At 64.9% G+C, this 17,084-nt stretch carries 21 protein-coding genes; 6 read left to right on the top strand and 15 right to left on the bottom strand.

All coding sequences use genetic code 11. The annotated features are described in order from the left end of the window. Positions 1-26: 26 nt before the first annotated feature. Entirely contained in the window at positions 27-737 is a 711-nt protein-coding gene (locus tag AC3A5N_RS14535; RefSeq protein ID WP_487738041.1) for an NAD-dependent deacylase, read from the top strand. 14 nt (positions 738-751) lie between these two features. On the opposite strand, the gene AC3A5N_RS14530 is transcribed toward AC3A5N_RS14535, so the two are convergent. The 7 genes from AC3A5N_RS14530 to AC3A5N_RS14500 form a co-directional block, all read right to left on the bottom strand. Then, entirely contained in the window at positions 752-1,528 is a 777-nt protein-coding gene (locus AC3A5N_RS14530) for a HesA/MoeB/ThiF family protein (protein WP_487738040.1), read from the bottom strand. Between the two features lie 82 nt (positions 1,529-1,610). Beyond that, positions 1,611-3,077, bottom strand: a complete 1,467-nt coding sequence (gene dnaA / locus AC3A5N_RS14525; protein ID WP_487738039.1) for a chromosomal replication initiator protein DnaA — start codon at positions 3,075-3,077, stop codon at positions 1,611-1,613. 428 nt (positions 3,078-3,505) lie between these two features. Then, on the bottom strand, positions 3,506-3,766 hold the full coding sequence (rpsT, locus tag AC3A5N_RS14520) for a 30S ribosomal protein S20 (protein ID WP_487738038.1): 261 nt from the start codon (positions 3,764-3,766) through the stop codon (positions 3,506-3,508). A 590-nt stretch (positions 3,767-4,356) separates the two neighbouring features. Continuing rightward, positions 4,357-4,521, bottom strand: coding sequence for a Lar family restriction alleviation protein (locus AC3A5N_RS14515; RefSeq protein ID WP_487738037.1), 165 nt, complete (start codon positions 4,519-4,521; stop codon positions 4,357-4,359). 95 nt (positions 4,522-4,616) lie between these two features. Beyond that, the gene (locus AC3A5N_RS14510) at positions 4,617-5,039 is read right to left on the bottom strand and encodes a hypothetical protein (RefSeq protein WP_487738036.1); all 423 of its coding nucleotides are present in this window, start codon (positions 5,037-5,039) and stop codon (positions 4,617-4,619) included. Between the two features lie 172 nt (positions 5,040-5,211). Then, on the bottom strand, positions 5,212-5,649 hold the full coding sequence (locus AC3A5N_RS14505; RefSeq protein WP_487738035.1) for a DUF6680 family protein: 438 nt from the start codon (positions 5,647-5,649) through the stop codon (positions 5,212-5,214). 37 nt (positions 5,650-5,686) lie between these two features. Beyond that, positions 5,687-5,914, bottom strand: a complete 228-nt coding sequence (locus AC3A5N_RS14500; protein WP_487738034.1) for a helix-turn-helix domain-containing protein — start codon at positions 5,912-5,914, stop codon at positions 5,687-5,689. 108 nt (positions 5,915-6,022) lie between these two features. On the opposite strand from AC3A5N_RS14500, the gene AC3A5N_RS14495 reads away from it, so the two are divergent. Next, positions 6,023-6,481 (top strand): hypothetical protein, encoded by a 459-nt coding sequence (locus AC3A5N_RS14495; RefSeq protein ID WP_487738033.1) that lies wholly within the window; start codon positions 6,023-6,025, stop codon positions 6,479-6,481. Positions 6,482-6,660: 179 nt separating this feature from the next. Here AC3A5N_RS14495 and AC3A5N_RS14490 read toward each other — a convergent pair whose 3' ends face one another. The 3 genes from AC3A5N_RS14490 to mutM form a co-directional block, all read right to left on the bottom strand. Then, the gene (locus tag AC3A5N_RS14490; protein ID WP_487738032.1) at positions 6,661-7,905 is read right to left on the bottom strand and encodes an IS1 family transposase; all 1,245 of its coding nucleotides are present in this window, start codon (positions 7,903-7,905) and stop codon (positions 6,661-6,663) included. Positions 7,906-8,126: 221 nt separating this feature from the next. After that, a complete protein-coding gene (locus tag AC3A5N_RS14485) occupies positions 8,127-8,486 on the bottom strand; it encodes a hypothetical protein (RefSeq protein ID WP_487738031.1) in 360 nt (119 codons plus the stop codon). Between the two features lie 85 nt (positions 8,487-8,571). Continuing rightward, positions 8,572-9,387 carry a bifunctional DNA-formamidopyrimidine glycosylase/DNA-(apurinic or apyrimidinic site) lyase gene (mutM, locus tag AC3A5N_RS14480; RefSeq protein ID WP_487738030.1) on the bottom strand — a complete coding sequence of 272 codons (816 nt, stop codon included), beginning with the start codon at positions 9,385-9,387 and terminating at the stop codon, positions 8,572-8,574. Between the two features lie 122 nt (positions 9,388-9,509). Here mutM and AC3A5N_RS14475 point away from each other — a divergent pair, with 122 nt between their 5' ends. Then, on the top strand, positions 9,510-10,241 hold the full coding sequence (locus tag AC3A5N_RS14475) for a class I SAM-dependent methyltransferase (protein ID WP_487738029.1): 732 nt from the start codon (positions 9,510-9,512) through the stop codon (positions 10,239-10,241). 118 nt (positions 10,242-10,359) lie between these two features. Beyond that, positions 10,360-11,916: a 2-polyprenylphenol 6-hydroxylase gene (gene ubiB / locus AC3A5N_RS14470; RefSeq protein ID WP_487738028.1), complete on the top strand. Its 1,557-nt coding sequence runs from the start codon at positions 10,360-10,362 to the stop codon at positions 11,914-11,916. A gap of 6 nt (positions 11,917-11,922) precedes the next feature. On the opposite strand, the gene AC3A5N_RS14465 is transcribed toward ubiB, so the two are convergent. Then, positions 11,923-12,306 (bottom strand): DUF4345 family protein, encoded by a 384-nt coding sequence (locus AC3A5N_RS14465; protein ID WP_487738027.1) that lies wholly within the window; start codon positions 12,304-12,306, stop codon positions 11,923-11,925. 147 nt (positions 12,307-12,453) lie between these two features. Here AC3A5N_RS14465 and AC3A5N_RS14460 point away from each other — a divergent pair, with 147 nt between their 5' ends. Then, the gene (locus tag AC3A5N_RS14460; RefSeq protein WP_487738026.1) at positions 12,454-13,740 is read left to right on the top strand and encodes a bifunctional phosphopantothenoylcysteine decarboxylase/phosphopantothenate synthase; all 1,287 of its coding nucleotides are present in this window, start codon (positions 12,454-12,456) and stop codon (positions 13,738-13,740) included. Beyond that, on the top strand, positions 13,737-14,198 hold the full coding sequence (gene dut / locus AC3A5N_RS14455; protein ID WP_487738025.1) for a dUTP diphosphatase: 462 nt from the start codon (positions 13,737-13,739) through the stop codon (positions 14,196-14,198). The genes AC3A5N_RS14460 and dut overlap by 4 nt, the downstream gene beginning before the upstream one ends. A 51-nt stretch (positions 14,199-14,249) precedes the next feature. On the opposite strand, the gene AC3A5N_RS14450 is transcribed toward dut, so the two are convergent. The 4 genes from AC3A5N_RS14450 to trpS all read right to left on the bottom strand — a co-directional run bounded on the left by AC3A5N_RS14450 (position 14,250) and on the right by trpS (position 17,032). Beyond that, entirely contained in the window at positions 14,250-14,552 is a 303-nt protein-coding gene (locus AC3A5N_RS14450) for a hypothetical protein (protein ID WP_487738024.1), read from the bottom strand. A 57-nt stretch (positions 14,553-14,609) separates the two neighbouring features. Beyond that, positions 14,610-14,975: a hypothetical protein gene (locus AC3A5N_RS14445; RefSeq protein ID WP_487738023.1), complete on the bottom strand. Its 366-nt coding sequence runs from the start codon at positions 14,973-14,975 to the stop codon at positions 14,610-14,612. A gap of 126 nt (positions 14,976-15,101) precedes the next feature. Then, positions 15,102-15,812, bottom strand: coding sequence for a DUF4136 domain-containing protein (locus AC3A5N_RS14440; protein WP_487738022.1), 711 nt, complete (start codon positions 15,810-15,812; stop codon positions 15,102-15,104). A gap of 203 nt (positions 15,813-16,015) precedes the next feature. Continuing rightward, positions 16,016-17,032: a tryptophan--tRNA ligase gene (gene trpS / locus AC3A5N_RS14435; protein WP_487738021.1), complete on the bottom strand. Its 1,017-nt coding sequence runs from the start codon at positions 17,030-17,032 to the stop codon at positions 16,016-16,018. Positions 17,033-17,084 lie beyond the last annotated feature (52 nt).

The raw sequence follows: 17,084 nt of genomic DNA, 5'->3' as shown, positions 1-17,084 counted from the left end.
CCGAAACCCCGTGCTTCATGACGGCCATGGCAGACATTCGCAACATCGTCATCCTCACCGGCGCGGGCGTGAGTGCCGAAAGCGGCATCGACACCTTCCGCGACGTCGGCGGGCTGTGGGAACAGCACCGGGTCGAGGACGTCGCCACGCCCGAGGCGTTCGCGCGCGCTCCCGACCTCGTGCTGCGCTTCTACGACATGCGCCGCGCGGCGATTCAGGAGAAGCAGCCCAATGCCGCACATGAAGCGCTCGGGCGGCTCGATCGCGAGTGGCCGGGCGAGTTGCTGATCGTCACGCAGAACGTCGACGACCTCCACGAACGCGGAGGGGCGCGACGCGTGCTGCACATGCACGGCACGCATCTCAACGCCTGGTGCATGGCCTGCGACGTACGCTCGCGCTGGACGGGGCCGCTGATCGACCGTCCGCCCTGCCCGGGCTGCGGGGAGCGGGCGCTGCGGCCGGACGTGGTCTGGTTCGGCGAGATGCCTTACGAGATGGAGCGCATCTACGCCGCCCTGCGGCAGGCGGACCTGTTCGTCTCGATCGGCACCTCGGGCGCGGTTTATCCCGCAGCCGGCTTCGTGCGCGATGCCCGCGACCTCGGCGTGCAGACGCTCGAGCTCAACCTCGAACGCAGCCAGGGCTCCGCCTGGTTCCACGAATCCCGTCTCGGCGCCGCAAGCGAGCTGGTGCCGGCTTGGGTGGAGGAGATGCTGCAATCACGACGCCCATGAGCCGGAAGTGACGTTCAGGAGGTTGGAACCGAGCATCCCTTGCACGCCGGGTCTTTCGCGATCCGGAAGCTGCGCATTTCCGCCTTGAGGCCGTCGAGCAGGTGCAGCCGGCCCCATTGCGGGTCGCCGAACGCGGCCTTGCCCGCGAGGAGCACGCGGATCGCATGCATGGCGGCGAAGGTGCCGGTCCAGCCGGACATGGCGCCGAGCATGCCGTCTTCCGCGCACGTGTCGCAATCGTCGGCATCGAAGGCGTCGCCGACGAAGCAGCGGTAGCAGGCCTCGCCAGGCAGGTGCCCCACAAAGGCACCGACCTGGCCCTGAAAGCGACCGACGGCGGCCGAGAGGAGCGGGATGCCGGACACAACACAGGCATCCGACACGGCCAGGCGGGTGGCGAAGTTGTCGGTCCCGTCGAGCACCAGATCGGCCCCTGCGATGGCGGCGCCGGCATTGTCGCGGGTCAGGCGCCGGTCGACCAGTTCGACCGCGATCTCGCCGTCGAAATTCGCCAGCCAGCGGCGCGCGGCCACCGCCTTGCCGTGCCCGACGTCGCGTTCCGAGTAGATCGTCTGGCGCTGGAGGTTGGAGAGCTCCACCCGCCCGTCGTCGATCAGCGTGAAGCGCCCCACGCCGGCGCCGGCGAGGTATTGCAGGACGGGGCTGCCGATCCCGCCCAGCCCGACCAGCGCGACGTGCGCCGCGGCAAGCGCCACCTGCCCTGCGCCGCCGATCTCGGGCAGGACGATATGGCGCGCGAAGCGGTCGATGCGTTCTGGGGGCAGGGCCATGGACACGCTGTTGGCAGGCTGTGGAGAGCCTGTCGAGAATGGTCTTCAGGACATGCCCGGCGCAGCTCGCCGGGCGAAAGGATCAGCTCTCGAGCTGCCGCAGCAGACTGCGCACGTCGCCGTCCATGTCGGCGTCGCGCTGGCGCAGATCCTCGATCAGGCGCACCGCGTGGATCACGGTCGAATGGTCGCGCCCCCCGAACTTGCGGCCGATTTCGGGATAGGAGCGCGGGGTCAGTACCTTGGAGAGGTACATCGCCACCTGGCGCGGGCGGACGACGGCGCGCGCGCGGCGCTTGCTCGACATCTCGGCGCGGTCGATGCGGTAGAACTGGCACACCGTGCGCTGGATCTCGTCGATCGTGATCCGCCGGCGATTGGCCGAGAGGATGTCGGTGAGCTGCTCCTCGGCGAGCTGGAGCGAGACTTCCTGGCCCGTGAGCTGGGCATAGGCGATCAACTTGTTGAGCCCGCCGACGAGCTCGCGCACGTTGCGCGTGATCGTGCGTGCGAGGAAGTCGATCACGTCTTCGGGCACCGAGAGCGGCGCGAACCGGGTCAGCTTCGATTCAAGGATCGAGCGGCGCAGCTCGATATCGGCCGGTGCGATATCGGCCACGAGGCCCATCGACAGGCGGCTGAGCAGGCGCGGCTCGACCCCGTCGAGCGCCTGCGGTGCGCGGTCGGCAGCGAAGACCAGCCGCTTGCCTTCGGCCAGCAGCGCGTCGATCGTGTAGAGCAGCTCTTCCTGCGCGCTGGCCTTGCCGATGATGAACTGGATGTCGTCGACCAGCAGCAGATCGAAGCTGCGCAGCCGCGCCTTGAACTCGATCATCTGGTTCTGCTTCAGCGCCTGGACGAACTCGACCATGAAGCGCTCGGCGCTGCAGTAGAAGATCCGCGCCCGCGGATGGCTGGCGAGATAGGCGTGGCCGATCGCGTGCAGCAGGTGCGTCTTGCCCTGCCCGGTCGCGGCCTTGAGGTAGAGGGGCGAGAACTGCGGCTGCTCGGTCGCGGCCATGCGCTGCGCCGCATTGCAGGCGAGCACGTTCGATTCGCCGGTGACGAAGGCCGCGAAAGTCAGCGAAGGATCGAGGCCCACTGAGGAGGTGAAGCCCTGTTCGCCGATCGTGCCGGCGGCGACCGCGATCATCGAGGAATCGGCATCGTTGGCCGGGCGGCGGCCGTCGCCGGCGAGGCTCAGCTCGGGCAGCTTGCGGCGGCCCGGATGGACCGAGATGCGCACGTTGCGCACTTCGCTGCGCGCGATCTTCCAGGCGAGCGAGAGTCGATCCGCGAAGCGGTCCTGCACCCAGTTGGCCGAGAACTCGGTCGGAAGGTAGAGATCGAGGGTGCCGGTTTCCTCGCAGAAACCGCCAAGCTGGATCGGCTTGATCCACTGGCTGTGGAGTTGATGGCCCAGATCCTTTCGCAGGCCCTGGCTGATATCCGCCCAATCCGCAGCCAGGTTTACCGCTTCCAGATCTTCCATCGATTCCTCTTGCCCTTTGCCCAGTGCCGCGCGTGCTTCGCCGTTCCTGCTTTTCATTTTCGAACCGCTCCTGTCGCGCCCGGTCTGCCCCCGGACATCCTCATGAACCCCACAGACGGCACGCAAAGCTCCATCCTGCCCGGAATCGGGGATTCCAGACCGAACGCGACCGTCCAATTTCCAGGAGCACCAGCCGTCCCGCCTCGTGCTGCGGACCTTTTAGGAACCGCTTCGCTTGAGTCGCAAGGGGCGGGGCTGCAAAAAAACTGAAATAAAGGATATTGACTCGTCGCAACCCCGCAGCCGTCCGTTCAAGTCGCTGTTTGCGTTCGAAAATCACGTGTCGTGCCACGCGAATCGCGGAACTTCCTAGCTTTTCTTAGACAGGGTTTGGAGAAGGGTAGCAAAACGAAACGGGCCAGCGCTCCTCGCACCGGCCCGTTCGGCATACAATGCTGCGATCGCCCCGATCAGGGGCCCGCGAATCAGAGCGCCGCGACTCGCTTGGAGAGGCGCGACATCTTGCGCGATGCGGTGTTCTTGTGGAGCACGCCGCGTGCGACGCCGCGAGCGAGCTCGGGCTGCGCGGTCTTGAGGGCTTCGGCAGCGGCCGTCTTGTCGCCGCCTGCGATCGCGGTTTCGACCTTCTTCAGGAAGCTGCGGATGCGGCTGATGCGCGCGCCGTTGATCTCGGCGCGGTTGGCGTTGCGACGGATGCGCTTCTTGGCTTGCGGCGTATTGGCCATGTTCGTCCTTGTCTCGGGCCGTCTTGCGAACGGCCGGATTTCGTTCGTAAACCTGCAGAAAACGGCGGTATGCCCACCGGAAAGCGCGCGCCTTAGCGGCGAGGGCCCGAATCGTCAAGCGTAGCGCTCACCGGGTGGTGACGTAGTTTGAAAACGGAGGTTAGGAATCGTAAGTCGGGGCGGGCCGAAGCCCGCCCTGACCGTTCACAGAAATTGCGAGATGATCACAGCAACTGCGCTGAGGCACAGCGCTAGATTAATCTCCACGTTCACTGTTACCGTGGTTCGGGTTTTCATAGCTGACCCCCCGAGCCGCGACCGGCCGCGACCCGTAGGGTTGCGGTCAAAGCGCCCTGCGTTACGGTTCGATCCCCGTTCGCAGGTTTATGGACCCATCATTTGCGTTCTAGAACCGCTCCTGATGGCATCGCGTGACGTCCCGCCCGGTTAGCCGCCAACGCCGTTGGCGGGCCGGGTAGGCACGATGCTTCGCAGCTTGCCGCTCAAATAGGTGAACGTCATTTCACCTATCCTACGTCGGGCTGCGCACACCAATGATGGGTCCTTTTCTTTTCAAAGTCTAGGCGCGGTCATCGAGCGATGGCGCGAGAATTCCAAAGCCGAATGGCTTCGGCCTCTGTTTCGGCTAGCGGTCCGCTCCCGCCACAGTCATCGCAATTCAGCCGCCAATCGTTCACGCCGCCTTCGACGGAAAGCTCATCGGAGCCGCAGAATGGGCAAGGTCTGTCAGTCATGTTCCCCCTTCCTCGTAAAACCTCTATCGGTAGTGAAGGCAAGCTACCTAGCGACCCGGACCGCCTCATTTCTACAAACCGCGGTAAACGGGACCTTATGGGTTGTGGCCGGGAATGCCCGACGCCCAAAGGCGCGCTTGAAACTCTTCCGGCGTTTTCGTGGGCGGATCGTCGAGATCATTTCTGATCTGCCACACGAGCCGGGACCAAAGCTCGTCGTGGCGATCTCGGGAACGGTTTTGGTTCGAGTAGGCGATCTCATCACAAAATGCGTGAAGCGCCTTCAAAACATCATCTGAGCCAATCAGGTGCAAATTGTTGACGGCGGTAGCAAATCTCACCTTCGTATCAGGCGGCGAGGTTTCTCCGACAATCCCGCTCGCGGCTCCGAAGAACTCCTCATAGTAAGCCAGCTTCTTCGCGCGCCAGAGAGCTTCCCGCTCCTTCTGCTTAGTCAGATAGATCGCGCCCGCAGATGCGATAATTGCCGCGAGCGCCGAAATTAATGCTGCAAGCACTCACCTTATCCCATTTAACATCCCGCAACGAAGGAATAGCAATGAAGATCGTTCGGTATTTCGGCGCAAACGCACAAAGCGGTAACGCTGGGTTCGAATCCAATCATCCCAGCGATCCGGCCGGCCTTTTCCAGCAAACGCACCCAAGTCGTCCAAGTCTGGGTTTCTGCCCTCAATGTCGTTTAGGAAAGTAGCCTCGGTCGATCTTGGCGACGGTAATCTCACGTGAATAACCGAGGACCTTGGCGATCGCGACGATGATCCTCATATAAGCGTCCATGCGGTTCTTATGATTTTCTGATCCATTAATATAGCGCTGGAAGTCTTCCCATTCTTCCAGAACACTTCGCTCCTCCTGAAACGCCACAACCAACATATTCAAAGCCGCTACCGGCTCTGGCGCTGATATGTTAGTTCCCCGAAACTCCATCAATGTTCGCAGGATGCGGTTCCGCTCTCGCCACAATTCTGTCGCCGCTTCATGTTTTCTGTGAAGTTCTGCTGCCCGTTCCGGAGCTTTGTGAGAAATCCGAACTGCGATCAACGCAGCAACTAGAGCTAATACGGATGAGGCCGCTTGAGCTACGGTCGCAATTTCGATCGTCGTCATCTTGCTTCGATAATACTCGCGATTTGGTATTGTCTAGTCAGTTCCGGACAGGCGGGAGCCCGAACGTCAGCGTCGCCACGTCGCACCCCATCGCCCGACACAGCTTGATCAGCGAGACAAACGTCAAGTTGTGCTCGCCGCGCTCGATGCGACCGACGTAGCTGCGATCCAGCCCTGCCTCGTGCGCCAATCCCTCTTGCGACATGCCGAGTTCGCGGCGCTTGGCGCGGATACGTTGGCCGAGGATGTCGAGATATGGGTCCACTCTCCCAAGTCGCGGGAAAGGGGAGTATCAGTCCACGGCGTATGAATCCCGCTGTTAACCTTTGAGCGCTATCAGTCCGCTCGTTCGAGACGACAACAGGAGGGCTCGATGGGTAAGTGGACCATTTTGGCGGCGACCGCCGCACTCGTAATTATAGGCACCGCACAGGCGCAGGACACATATCAATGGCCGGCCCCGCTTACGGCGAATGCAGACAAGGGACAGTTGTATTACTTGCCTATGGGCACGCCGCTGATGCTACGCACGCGCAGGCAAATCTCGACCAAGGATAACGAGGCGGGCGACCGTATATATCTGGAAGTCGCGGAAGCCGTCTCATTCCGGGGACAGACTGTGATCCCGATCGGTGCGCCGGTCGTGGCCGAAGTGTCACGCGTGCAGGAGAACGGGCATTTCGGACGGAAGGGGAAACTCGAAATCCGCTTGCGGTATGCACAGACACCAAACGGTCCCGTGCGCCTCTCGGGGCGAGCCTACGATGAAGGGAAGAGCGGCACTGCTGCCTCGATCGTAACGATGGCGTCGTGTCAGGGCTTGGTTTTCTGATCCACGGCACGAGCGGCGAACTTCCACCGGGGACGTCGGTCGAAGGGTATCTGGCCGAACCGCTGCATTTCAGATGGTATCCGCCGACTGACGCGGCCGCTGCCGTTCCCCGTCCGGCGCGCGCTGATTCGTTCGAGGTGGCCGAGCCGGGATTCAGCATCGCGGACTGAGGCGCATCGCTAACCTGAGGGTGGTGTCTGCCTCGACGATCCTTTGTGTTGGTATCCAAGCGTGCGGGGCGAGCCGATGCATATATTGCAGATCGAGTGGCGGTCCGGCTGTAATTGACGGGCCGCTTCGATCGCCTGCTCTTCGGAATAAAAAGGCAGCCATTCCCCGGTCTTCTTGGCACCGTCCTTCTTCCCACGCCCATGCCGGCAACTGGCGCAAGTCGCCCAATGAACCTTGGTGGTGTGGTGAAGAAGGTGGTGAAATACCCAATAAGTTGGTTGGCCCTCCTCGCTTTGCGGTTGGACGGACTCCACGATCTCCAGTTCTGGTGGACAGTCACGCTTTTTGCGTTCGGCGACAAACTCATCGGTGAGTGCCAATAGGTCATCGATCTCCCACAAACGGTCGGTCACGCCTGCCGCTATTCCGGCCGGGAGCTTCTTCACCCATTGCTTCGACCGCGCACCGTTCTCGTCTAGCCGTGGACGGCCCGGTCGAGGGACCCAGCAGAGACTGTGATACATGATCCAAAGCGCCAAGTGACGCTCGTGATTTAGGAACGTTTTCGAGAAGGCGTTGGTGCGGCGGTTGTATCGGCGGTTGCCCATACGCAGATTGCCATTCTGGCGCTCGATGTAGCTGGTGTGGATGTCGGCTGGATCAGCTTCACCAACCCGAACCTCCCTGTCGGCCCCCACATATTGCCTTCGTCCTCGCTTCCCGCCGCGCTGGACAATCTCGTAGCGTTTGACGAGTGTCGCCCGATCGGCATCACTGCCGAGCACGACATCAAACGCTTCATCGTAGGCTAGCAGTCCATCAGTGACAATCAGTGGACGGACAGCGAGATCACCTCGCTCGGTTCGCTTGAGCTTGGCGGCGATATCCCGCGCGAAGAGCGTGGCATCCGAAATACCTCTATCACCGAGATGGTAGGAGAAGACGAGCTTGGTATCCGCGCACATCGCAAGATAAGCCCAGACCGTGCCCGCTTCTTCATTGGGCACCGCCATGTTCATGACATTCTGATCTTTGGCGGAAACGAAAGGGTAGAGTTCATCCGCTTGAATGCGTTTAGGCGTCAGATCGCGAAGAGAGGCGACGTGGGCAATCGCCATGTCGCCAGCTTCCTCAAAGAGCTTGGAGACAGTCTTGTTGCTGACACCGAAGATGCGCTCGCAGGAGCGCTGCGACATACCTTCGCAGAGGCTATGCAGGATATAGGCGCGTCGTTGCGCATCCAGCCTATTCATCCGGCTCCGTCGCTGACCGGCCCCGGACAGTCCTGCTACTACTGGAATTCACCATCGACGATCTCCTTACTGACGGCGTGCATATCCGCACGCCCACCTTGGAGATCAGAACCAGATTTCAATCAACGAAATGAATATCCCCAGCAAACGAGATATAGTTCTTCGTACGAATCGCGAAAATCTATATTAGAATTCGATGGCGCTTATCGTCGCCATTAACCTTAACGGGCGGATTTCTTGAGCATCTTCTTAGCCTCCTCATGGATTTCTTTTCTTCCGGGTCTCTCCTTCTCTCTGCGCACCTCATCCATGATAGCCTTTTCCTCCTTGGTCAGCGGGTTCGAATCATCGTCAGCATCCCCAGCGAGTCGTCGCGCCGCCTGAATCAGTTTTGTTGTATCGCTGTCTTTCGCCATGATCCGCGCCGATGCCTGCAAGAGATGACGCACCACTGCGTCGGGGCTCAACGCAACAATATAGAGACGGCCGTCGATCAGGCCAACGTAGCGCTCTGCGAGCTTCGCTATGGTGAGGGTCTGAGAACCTCGGGTGAGGTGAAAAAGGGTCTTGTCGGTCAGCATTGGTGACTCCTTCTGGGATCACATCATGCTTCGGATCGCTGAGCCATGCTGCGCAACCCGGAATCTCAAACTACGTCACCACCGCTCACCGCTGGCAGCGCGGACAGAACCAGGTGCTGCGCCCGCCTTGCGCGATGCGGCGGATCGTGCCGCCGTCGTCGCGCCGGCAGGGTTCGCCCTCGCGTCCATAGACGTCGAAGCGGGTGGCGAAGTAGCCGAGCTCGCCGTCGGGCCGCGCGTAGTCGCGCAAGGTGGAGCCGCCGTCGGCTATCGACTGTTCGAGCACTTCGCGGATCGCGGGGACGAGCCGCCCAAGCGCCGCCCGCGAGACGCTGCCGCCCGCCTTGCGCGGATCGATCCGCGCGCGGAACAGCGCTTCGCAGACGTAGATGTTGCCGAGCCCGGCGACGATCCGCTGATCGAGTAGGAGAAGCTTGATCGCCTGCCTGCGGCCTTTCAGCGCCGCGTGGAGATGCGCGGTCGTCAGATCGTCGCCCAAGGGTTCTGGCCCCATGCCGACGAACGAGGGCCATTCGTCGAGGCTCTCGGTCGGCACGAGATCGACCCAGCCGAACCGCCGCGGATCGCACAATGCGAAGCGGTGGTCCTCGGTTTCGATGACGATATGGTCGTGCCGGTCTTCGGTCGCCGGATCGATCCGCCAGCGTCCGCTCATGCCGAGGTGGAACACCAGCGTCTGGCCGCGGTCGGTGTGGATCAGCCCGAACTTGGCGCGCCGGCCGAGCCCGGTCACACGCGCGCCGGTGAGCATCTGGACGAGCCCGGGCGGAAAGGGCCGGCGCATGTCGGGCCGGTTCACCCTCGCACGAACGATCCGCTCGCCTTCGAGGAATCGCGCGAGGCCGCGCACGGTGGTTTCGACTTCGGGAAGCTCGGGCATGAAAATCTCGTCATGCCAGCGGAAGCTGGCATCGCTATCGGAGGGCGACCTGGGCTTTCGCCGGGATGACAGCCGAATTCAACACCTTTGCCGGGACGGCGATTCCTCCTAAGGCCCGGCCCATGAGCGAGAAGGTTTCATTCGGCTACGAGGACGTGGCTCCCGAAGAGAAGACCGAGCGCGTCGGCGCGGTGTTTTCCAACGTCGCGGCGAAGTACGACGTGATGAACGACGCCATGTCGGGCGGGCTCCACCGGCTGTGGAAGGACCGCTTCGTCCGCCGGGTGAGGCCGCAGCCGGGCGAGGCGATCCTCGACATGGCCGGCGGCACCGGCGACATTGCCTTCCGCATGGCCGCACGCGGGGCCGAGGTGACCGTCGCCGATATCAATCAGGACATGCTCGACGTCGGCGTGGAGCGGGCGATCGACCGTGGCATGACCGGTCTCACCTGGTCGTGCCAGAATGCGGAGGAGCTCGGCTATCCGCGCCGCATGTTCGATGCCTACACGATCGCCTTCGGGATCCGGAACGTGACCCGGATCGACAAGGCGCTGGCCGAGGCGCACCGGGTGCTCAAGCACGGCGGACGGTTCTTCTGCCTCGAGTTCTCGACCACCGAATGGCCGGGCTTCAAGGAAGTCTACGACCTCTATTCGCACAAGGTCGTGCCCCAGATCGGCAAGGCGATCGCGGGCGACGAGGCGAGCTACCGCTACCTTGTCGAATCGATCCGCCGCTTCCCGCCGATGCCCGAATTCGAGGCGATGATCCGCCAGGCCGGCTTCTCCAACACCCGCGTCGAGCCGATCATGGGCGGGCTCGTGGCGATCCATTCGGGGTGGAAGGTGTGAGGGGACCGGGCGAGATTTGCTTGCGCGCACCGATCCCCCGCGAAGGCGGGGGTCTCAGGCAGCTCGTCGAGCGCGGGTGGCCTGAGGCCCCAGCCTTCGCTGGGGCTCGTTCTGTACCATGACCCAGCCCGCGACGCACATCTTCCGGCTGCTCAAGTGGGGCCGTATGCTTGCGCGGCACGGGGCGCTGCGCGGGATCGAGAACGATCCGAACACGCCCGATCCGGTCAAGCGGCTCGCGCGGGTCGCGCGCTTCGGCACGTTCCAGCCGGCGCAGCCCGACTACGCGGGAGCCTTCCGCGAGATCGGCCCCGCGGCGATCAAGCTCGGCCAGTCGCTCGCGACCCGGCCCGACCTGGTCGGCGAGGACGCGGCGCGCAATCTCCTCTCGCTGCAGGACAGCCTGCCGCCGGTCGCCTATCCGGAGATAGAGCGCGCGATCGAGGCGAGCTTCGGTCAGCCGATCGGCACGCTCTTCGCCGAGATCGACCCCGTGCCGGTGGGTGCGGCGTCGATCGCGCAGGTTCACCGCGCGGTGACGACCGACGGACGGCAGGTTGCGGTCAAAGTTCTGCGGCCGGGCATCCGCGAGCGCTTCGCGCGCGACATCGCGACTTACGAATGGGCCGCCGCGCATCTCGAAGCGCTCGGGGGCGAGGCTGCGCGGCTGCGCCCGCGGCTGACCATCGCCAACTTCAAGCGCTGGACCAACCGCGAACTCGACCTGCGGCGCGAGGCAGCCTCGGCCAGCGAACTGGCCGACGCCATGCGCGGGGTCGAGCGGTACTGCATCCCCTCGATCGACTGGGACCGGACCAATGGCCGGGTGATGACGATCGAGTGGATCGACGGCATCAAGATCTCCGACCGCGAGGCGCTCGTCGCCGCCGGGCACGACCTGCCCGAGCTCGCGCGGCGGCTGGTGCTCGCATTCCTGCGCCAGGCGATCAGCGCCGGGTTCTTCCACGCGGACATGCACCAGGGGAACCTGTTCGTGCAGGCCGACGGAACGATCGTCGCGATCGACTTCGGCATCATGGGCCGGATCGACCGGCAGGCGCGGCAGTGGCTGGCGGAGATCCTCTACGGCCTCACCACCGGCAACTATCGCCGCGTGGCGGAGATCCATTTCGAGGCGCAATACGTGCCGAGCTACCATTCGGTCGACGAGTTCGCGACGGCGCTACGCGCGGTCGGCGAACCCATGCGCGGCAAGCCGGTGAGCGAGCTGTCGGTGGGCCAGATGCTCGACGGGCTGTTCGCGATCACGCGCGACTTCGACATGCAGACCCAGCCGCACCTGCTGTTGCTGCAGAAGACCATGGTCATGGTCGAAGGGATCGCGACCCAGCTCGATCCAGCAATCAACATGTGGGACGTGGCTGCGCCGTTCGTGCGCAGCTGGGTCCGCGACGAGCTCGGGCCCGAAGCGGCGCTCGCCAACCGCATCCGCGAGGATACCGAGACGCTGCTGCGCATCCCGGCGCTGATCCGGCGTCTGGAAGAGAAATTCCCGCCCCGCGGCGGCGCGCCCGAGCCGCCCCCGCTGCCGCACGTCGAGCTGATGTGGCAGCGCCGCAAGCGCAAGCGGCGCGGCTGGCCGGGCTACCTGCTCGCCGCGCTGGCCGGCGGCGGCGCGGTGGCGGCGGCCGCCCTGCTGGGCTGGATCGGCTGAGCGCGCTCAGGTGACCGGGTGCGGCAGGACGCGGCTGGCGACGAGAAGCACGATCACGGTCACCGCCTCGATCACCATCGGCATCCAGAAGCCGGGCTCGGTCCCGTCCGCCGCGATGCTGACGAAGCGGCCGATCAGGGCGACGCCGAACAGGCCGGCGGGCACCAGCAGGATGTCGCCGTTGCGGCGCCAGGCGCCGACCAGCATGCAGACCGCGGCGATCACGAAAAACGCGGTCATGTCGGCGCGCATCGTCGCCAGCCCATCGGCATCGATCGCGCGCAGGCCGAACGTCTCGCCCGAGTTCACCGGGTCGGCCAGGAAGCCCATCCCGGTCACCAGGAAGAACAGTCCGCCCACGAAAATGAGCGCCGTCAGTATGATCCGCATCAGTCCCCTCTCCATTCTGCGTTCGCCACCGGTCTACAGGGGCGGACGGGTGCACGGCCAGCCGAATCTTTATATCGCCCGGCAGGGCTGGCACCCGGCGGCGCGCCCGGCTAGGCTCGGGCGCAGTGAAAACGGGGACGATCTGCCATGACCGTTGACAGCCGCTCGGGCGCTCCCCGCATCCTGCTCATCGTCGGCGGCGGCATCGCGGCCTACAAGGCGTGCGAGCTGGTGCGGCTGATCCGCAAGGCCGGCGGTTCGGTCACCTGCGTGATCACCGAAGGCGGGCAGCAGTTCGTCACCCCGATGACTCTGGCGGCGCTGTCGGAAAATCCCGTCTACACCACGCTGTGGGACCTCAAGAACGAGGCCGAGATGGGCCACATCCAGCTCAGCCGCGAGGCGGACCTCGTGGTCGTGTGCCCGGCGACGGCGGACCTGCTGGCGAAGATGACCGCGGGCCTCGCCGACGATCTCGCGACCACGCTGCTCCTGGCGACCGACAAGCCGGTCCTGGCGGTGCCCGCGATGAACGTGCGCATGTGGCAGCACGCGGCAACGCAGCGCAACGTCGCATGGCTGCGGCAATCGGGCGTAGAAGTCATGGAGCCAGATGAGGGGCCGATGGCCTGCGGCGAGTACGGGCCGGGCCGCCTGCCCGACCCGGAGGCCATCTGGGCGGCGATCACCGCCCGGCTCGGCCTGGCACATACGCTTGCGGCCGATCCGCTTTCGGGCCAGCCCGACTTCGATGCCGCGCCCGTGCATCGCCCGCTCTACGGCCGCCATGTGCTCGTCACCGCCGGGCCGACGCATGAGCCGATCGATCCGGTGCGCTATATCGCCAACCGGTCGAGCGGGAAGCAGGGCTTCGCGATCGCCGCTGCGGCTGCCGCGGCGGGTGCGCGGGTGACTTTGATCGCGGGCCCGGTCACGCTCGAAACGCCGCCGGGGGTGGAGCGGGTCGACGTCGAATCCGCGCGCGAGATGGCCGAGGCGGTGCAGGACGCGCTGCCGGCCGACGTCGCGGTGATGGTCGCCGCAGTCGCCGACTGGCGCAGCAAGGATCTCGCCGCGCAGAAGATCAAGAAGAACGGCTCCGCCCCGCCCGCGCTGGAGCTGGCGGAGAACCCCGACATCCTCGCCGCGCTCGCCCGCGACCCGCGGCGGCCCGGCCTGCTGATCGGGTTCGCGGCCGAGACCGAGAACGTGGTCGCGAACGCCACCGCGAAACGCGAGCGCAAGGGCGCCGACTGGATCGTCGCCAACGACGTTTCGGGCCCGAGAGAAGAAAGCGTGATGGGCGGCGAGAGCAATGCGGTGCACGTGGTTACCGCCGAGGGTGTCGAAACGCTCGAGCAGATGCCCAAGAGGGCCGTAGCCCGCGCGCTGGTCGAGCGGATCGCGAGAGAACTGGAGCCGAAAGACGAATGACCCACGCGATACCCGTCCGGATCAAGCGCCTGCCGCATGGCGAAGGGCTCGACCTGCCGCGCTACGCCACTGAGGGCGCGGCGGGGATGGACGTGCTGTCCGCCGAGGATGTGACGATCGCGCCGGGCGCGCGGCATGCGGTGGCTACGGGTCTCGCAGTGGCCATTCCGCCGGGCCACGAGATCCAGGTCCGCCCTCGCTCAGGCCTCGCACTCAAGCACGGGATCAGCGTGCCCAATGCGCCGGGGACGATCGATTCGGATTACCGCGGCGAGCTCAAAGTGATCCTGATCAATCATGGCGCCGAACCCTTCGCAATCGCACGCGGCGACCGGGTGGCGCAGCTCGTGCTTGCGCCGGTGACAAGGGCGGCGTGGGACGAAGTCGCGGATCTCGACGAAACCGCGCGCGGGGCAGGCGGTTTCGGGTCGACGGGGGGGCATGCGCAGCTCGTGTGATTCATGACAGTCGGGCGGAGCGGCTTGTTGTGAGGCCGCTCCGCCCGGTGGTCAGAGCATGATGGCCAGGGCCGTGAGGCCGGCGATCAGGAGAGTGCCGACTACCGCGGCGATCACTTTCTCGAGCGTGGAGAGGCGATCGAGGTGGTCCTTGCGGAACTGCTGGTAGGGGCCGCCAAGCCGATCGTCGCCGGCGAGCATGGCGGTTTCGAGCGCCGTCGTCTCCTTGCCGAACCAGCGGCGGAGGTCGTCGATCTCGCTCTGCGAGAGGTCGGGATAGCGCGCGAGCAGGGCTTCGGCCTGCGCGCGCCGTTCGTCACCGGGCGAAGCCGCCCGGCTGGTCTGCATTGTCATGATTCACCTGAAATAGTTCGTTTGTCGTCGTCGGCGCCGTGGCCGAGGCGGGAACGTTCAGGCGACAGGCGGCGCGCGCGGCGCCAGTGAAAGGCTGGCGAGCTCGCGCGCCAGGGATGGCGGGCCGGTCGGTGCCGGCAATGCAGCTCGTGCATAGGATGCCGTCGGCGCGGCCGCCGGATTGGCGGTACGCATCGCGGGAATCGGCGGAGGCGGCGCCGGCGGTTCGAACCGCTGGACTTCGCTCCCGCTCGCCGTGCGCAGCGCCGCCGGGGTCGCGACGTCGATCGAGGAAATGTCGAAGGCGGAGCCATGATGTCGCTCGATGCCGATCGGATGCGCCGGCACCGCCTGAAGGCCGATGATCGCCAGCAGGAGGGCGGAGAGCGCGCGAATCGCAAGGAGGTTCGGTGACACGGTCATGGCTTCAGCGCCGGATGTAGCGCCCAAGGCCGGGGCGGCAAGATGCGGGCGGCGCGGCACCCAATTAAAAAGGCGGACCTGCTCGCGCAGGCCCGCCCCTTGGTGATCGCTTGGCGTGCGGCCGGATCAGTCGATCCGGCGCACTGTGGTCTCGCCCTCAGGCTTGATCGAGATGCGCACCGTTTCGCCCGAATTGCCCGGGAAGTCGGTGAACATCGCGTCGACCAGGTTGGGCACGAGATACTGCAGTCGGTCCGACGTCGAAACGGCTTCCGCCGTGCCTTCGAACAGCCGTGCGCCGTCCGCCGCACGGTCGATCTTCAGCTCGATGCCGCTGGTGTAGACGGTGTAGCTGCGGATATCGGGCCCGCTGAACCATGGATCGTGGAAACCATAACCCCACGAACGCGTCGGCACGTAGGCTACGCGGTAACCTTCGGGTGTGCGGACGTAGACCGGTCGGCGCGAGAAGCCGTACCACGGGTCGTAGAACGGATCGCGGAAACCGGGGGTCGAGCGGATCCGCTCGCGCCCGCCGTCCACGCCGTAGTCGAACCGGACCAGCAGCGTCGCGTCCTCCGGCGAAGTCTGGGTATAGCCGAGCTGCTCCATCTCCGCCTCGACATAGTCGGCGTAGCGAGCGAACTCGAGACCACCGGCAAGCGCCGGATCGTCCGCCACGACGGCGAAGGTCTGGCCCTGCGGCGCAGGCAGCTGCGACTGGAAGCGCGACACGTCGGCCTTGAACGGCGTGGCGCAGGCGGCGAGGCCGGCGAGCAGCACCGGCACGGCGGCGAGCTTGAGGGTGCGGCCCCAACCTTTCTTGCGGGTGTTCATCGTATCATCCCCTTAGGAAGCAGTAACGCATAGCGCGACCGTCCCTCACGCTGGCTCTACGCTGTCATCGATAAGGCGTGTTGTAAAGGAGGCGGGCTGAATGGGAATTGAATGAGGGAATAGCAAAAACATAAGAAAATCAGACACGTTCGGCTGCCACGCGTCCGTTCTGCCCGCGTTGGAATGAATGCAGGAAGAGCCCCTCACCCCCGCACGAGACCGAGCGCTTCGTACGTCGCGGTGAGCGTTGGCGCGCCGCGCTCGCGCGCCTTGGCCGCGCCCTTGGCGAGAATCGCATCGAGCGCCTCGTGGTCTTCCAGGAGCGCGCGGAACCGTTCGGTAATCGGTGCGATCACCTCCACCATCAGTTCGCCCAGCGCCGGCTTGAATGTGCCGAAGCCCTGTCCGCCGAATTCGGCCAGCACCGCGTCGACCGATCTGCCCGCCAGCGCGCCATAGATCGAGACGAGATTGTAGGCCTCGGGCCGTCCGCCCAACCCGGCTGCCTCGGACGGCAGCGGTTCGGCGTCGGTCTTGGCCTTTTTGACCTTCTTCATGATCGTGTCGGCATCATCGGTCAGGTTGATGCGGCTCATCTCGCTCGGGTCGGATTTGCTCATCTTGGCGGTCCCGTCGCGCAGGCTCATGATCCGCGCCGCGTCGGGCGGGGTGATCGGATCGGGCAGGGTGAAGACGGGCGCCGCCTCGCTGGCGAAATCGTTGTTGAACTTCTGCGCGATGTCGCGGGCGAGCTCCAGATGCTGCTTCTGGTCCTCGCCCACCGGCACGTGAGTGGTCTGGTAGAGCAGCACGTCGGCCGCCTGCAGCACCGGATAGGTGAACAGCGCGGCGCTGGCGCCTTCGCGATTCTTGCCGCTCTTGTCCTTGAACTGCGTCATGCGGTTCAGCCAGCCCATGCGCGCGGTGCCGTTGAGCAGCCATTGCAGCTCGGCATGGGCGGGGACCTGCGCCTGGTTGAACAGGATCGAGCGATCCGGATCGATCCCGCAGGCGACCAGCGCGGCTGCCATCTCCAGTGTCGCGCGGCGCAGCTCCGCCGGATCGTGCGGCATCGAGATCGCGTGCAGGTCCGCCAGGAAGAACAGACATTCGCTGCCGCCCTCCAACTCGTCCTGCATGCGCACCCAGTTGCGAATCGCCCCCAGGTAGTTGCCGAGGTGGAGATTGCCCGTGGGCTGGATGCCGGAAACGACGCGCATGACGGTCCTGTTGTTTGGGTGAAGAAGGGGGAGCGCTTCCGGCCCCGGCCCT

The sequence above is a fragment of the Pelagerythrobacter sp. Soil_C_18 genome, from assembly GCF_057657235.1.
Note: the sequence above shows the minus strand (reverse complement) of the source record. Positions and strands in the feature narration are given on the sequence as shown.

Excerpts from the sequence above, each read along its gene's own strand:
- AC3A5N_RS14475 (WP_487738029.1), top strand. The coding sequence starts at position 9,510 with ATGAGCGAGAAGGTTTCATTCGGCTACGAGGACGTGGCTCCCGAAGAG.
- AC3A5N_RS14530 (WP_487738040.1), bottom strand. The coding sequence starts at position 1,528 with ATGGCCCTGCCCCCAGAACGCATCGACCGCTTCGCGCGCCATATCGTC.
- AC3A5N_RS14440 (WP_487738022.1), bottom strand. The coding sequence starts at position 15,812 with ATGAACACCCGCAAGAAAGGTTGGGGCCGCACCCTCAAGCTCGCCGCC.
- AC3A5N_RS14505 (WP_487738035.1), bottom strand. The coding sequence starts at position 5,649 with ATGACGACGATCGAAATTGCGACCGTAGCTCAAGCGGCCTCATCCGTA.
- AC3A5N_RS14490 (WP_487738032.1), bottom strand. The coding sequence starts at position 7,905 with ATGAATAGGCTGGATGCGCAACGACGCGCCTATATCCTGCATAGCCTC.
- AC3A5N_RS14515 (WP_487738037.1), bottom strand. The coding sequence starts at position 4,521 with ATGACTGACAGACCTTGCCCATTCTGCGGCTCCGATGAGCTTTCCGTC.
- rpsT (WP_487738038.1), bottom strand. The coding sequence starts at position 3,766 with ATGGCCAATACGCCGCAAGCCAAGAAGCGCATCCGTCGCAACGCCAAC.
- AC3A5N_RS14460 (WP_487738026.1), top strand. The coding sequence starts at position 12,454 with ATGACCGTTGACAGCCGCTCGGGCGCTCCCCGCATCCTGCTCATCGTC.
- AC3A5N_RS14465 (WP_487738027.1), bottom strand. The coding sequence starts at position 12,306 with ATGCGGATCATACTGACGGCGCTCATTTTCGTGGGCGGACTGTTCTTC.
- AC3A5N_RS14445 (WP_487738023.1), bottom strand. The coding sequence starts at position 14,975 with ATGACCGTGTCACCGAACCTCCTTGCGATTCGCGCGCTCTCCGCCCTC.
- AC3A5N_RS14450 (WP_487738024.1), bottom strand. The coding sequence starts at position 14,552 with ATGACAATGCAGACCAGCCGGGCGGCTTCGCCCGGTGACGAACGGCGC.
- dnaA (WP_487738039.1), bottom strand. The coding sequence starts at position 3,077 with ATGAAAAGCAGGAACGGCGAAGCACGCGCGGCACTGGGCAAAGGGCAA.
- AC3A5N_RS14535 (WP_487738041.1), top strand. The coding sequence starts at position 27 with ATGGCAGACATTCGCAACATCGTCATCCTCACCGGCGCGGGCGTGAGT.
- mutM (WP_487738030.1), bottom strand. The coding sequence starts at position 9,387 with ATGCCCGAGCTTCCCGAAGTCGAAACCACCGTGCGCGGCCTCGCGCGA.
- dut (WP_487738025.1), top strand. The coding sequence starts at position 13,737 with ATGACCCACGCGATACCCGTCCGGATCAAGCGCCTGCCGCATGGCGAA.
- trpS (WP_487738021.1), bottom strand. The coding sequence starts at position 17,032 with ATGCGCGTCGTTTCCGGCATCCAGCCCACGGGCAATCTCCACCTCGGC.
- ubiB (WP_487738028.1), top strand. The coding sequence starts at position 10,360 with ATGACCCAGCCCGCGACGCACATCTTCCGGCTGCTCAAGTGGGGCCGT.
- AC3A5N_RS14485 (WP_487738031.1), bottom strand. The coding sequence starts at position 8,486 with ATGCTGACCGACAAGACCCTTTTTCACCTCACCCGAGGTTCTCAGACC.
- AC3A5N_RS14495 (WP_487738033.1), top strand. The coding sequence starts at position 6,023 with ATGGGTAAGTGGACCATTTTGGCGGCGACCGCCGCACTCGTAATTATA.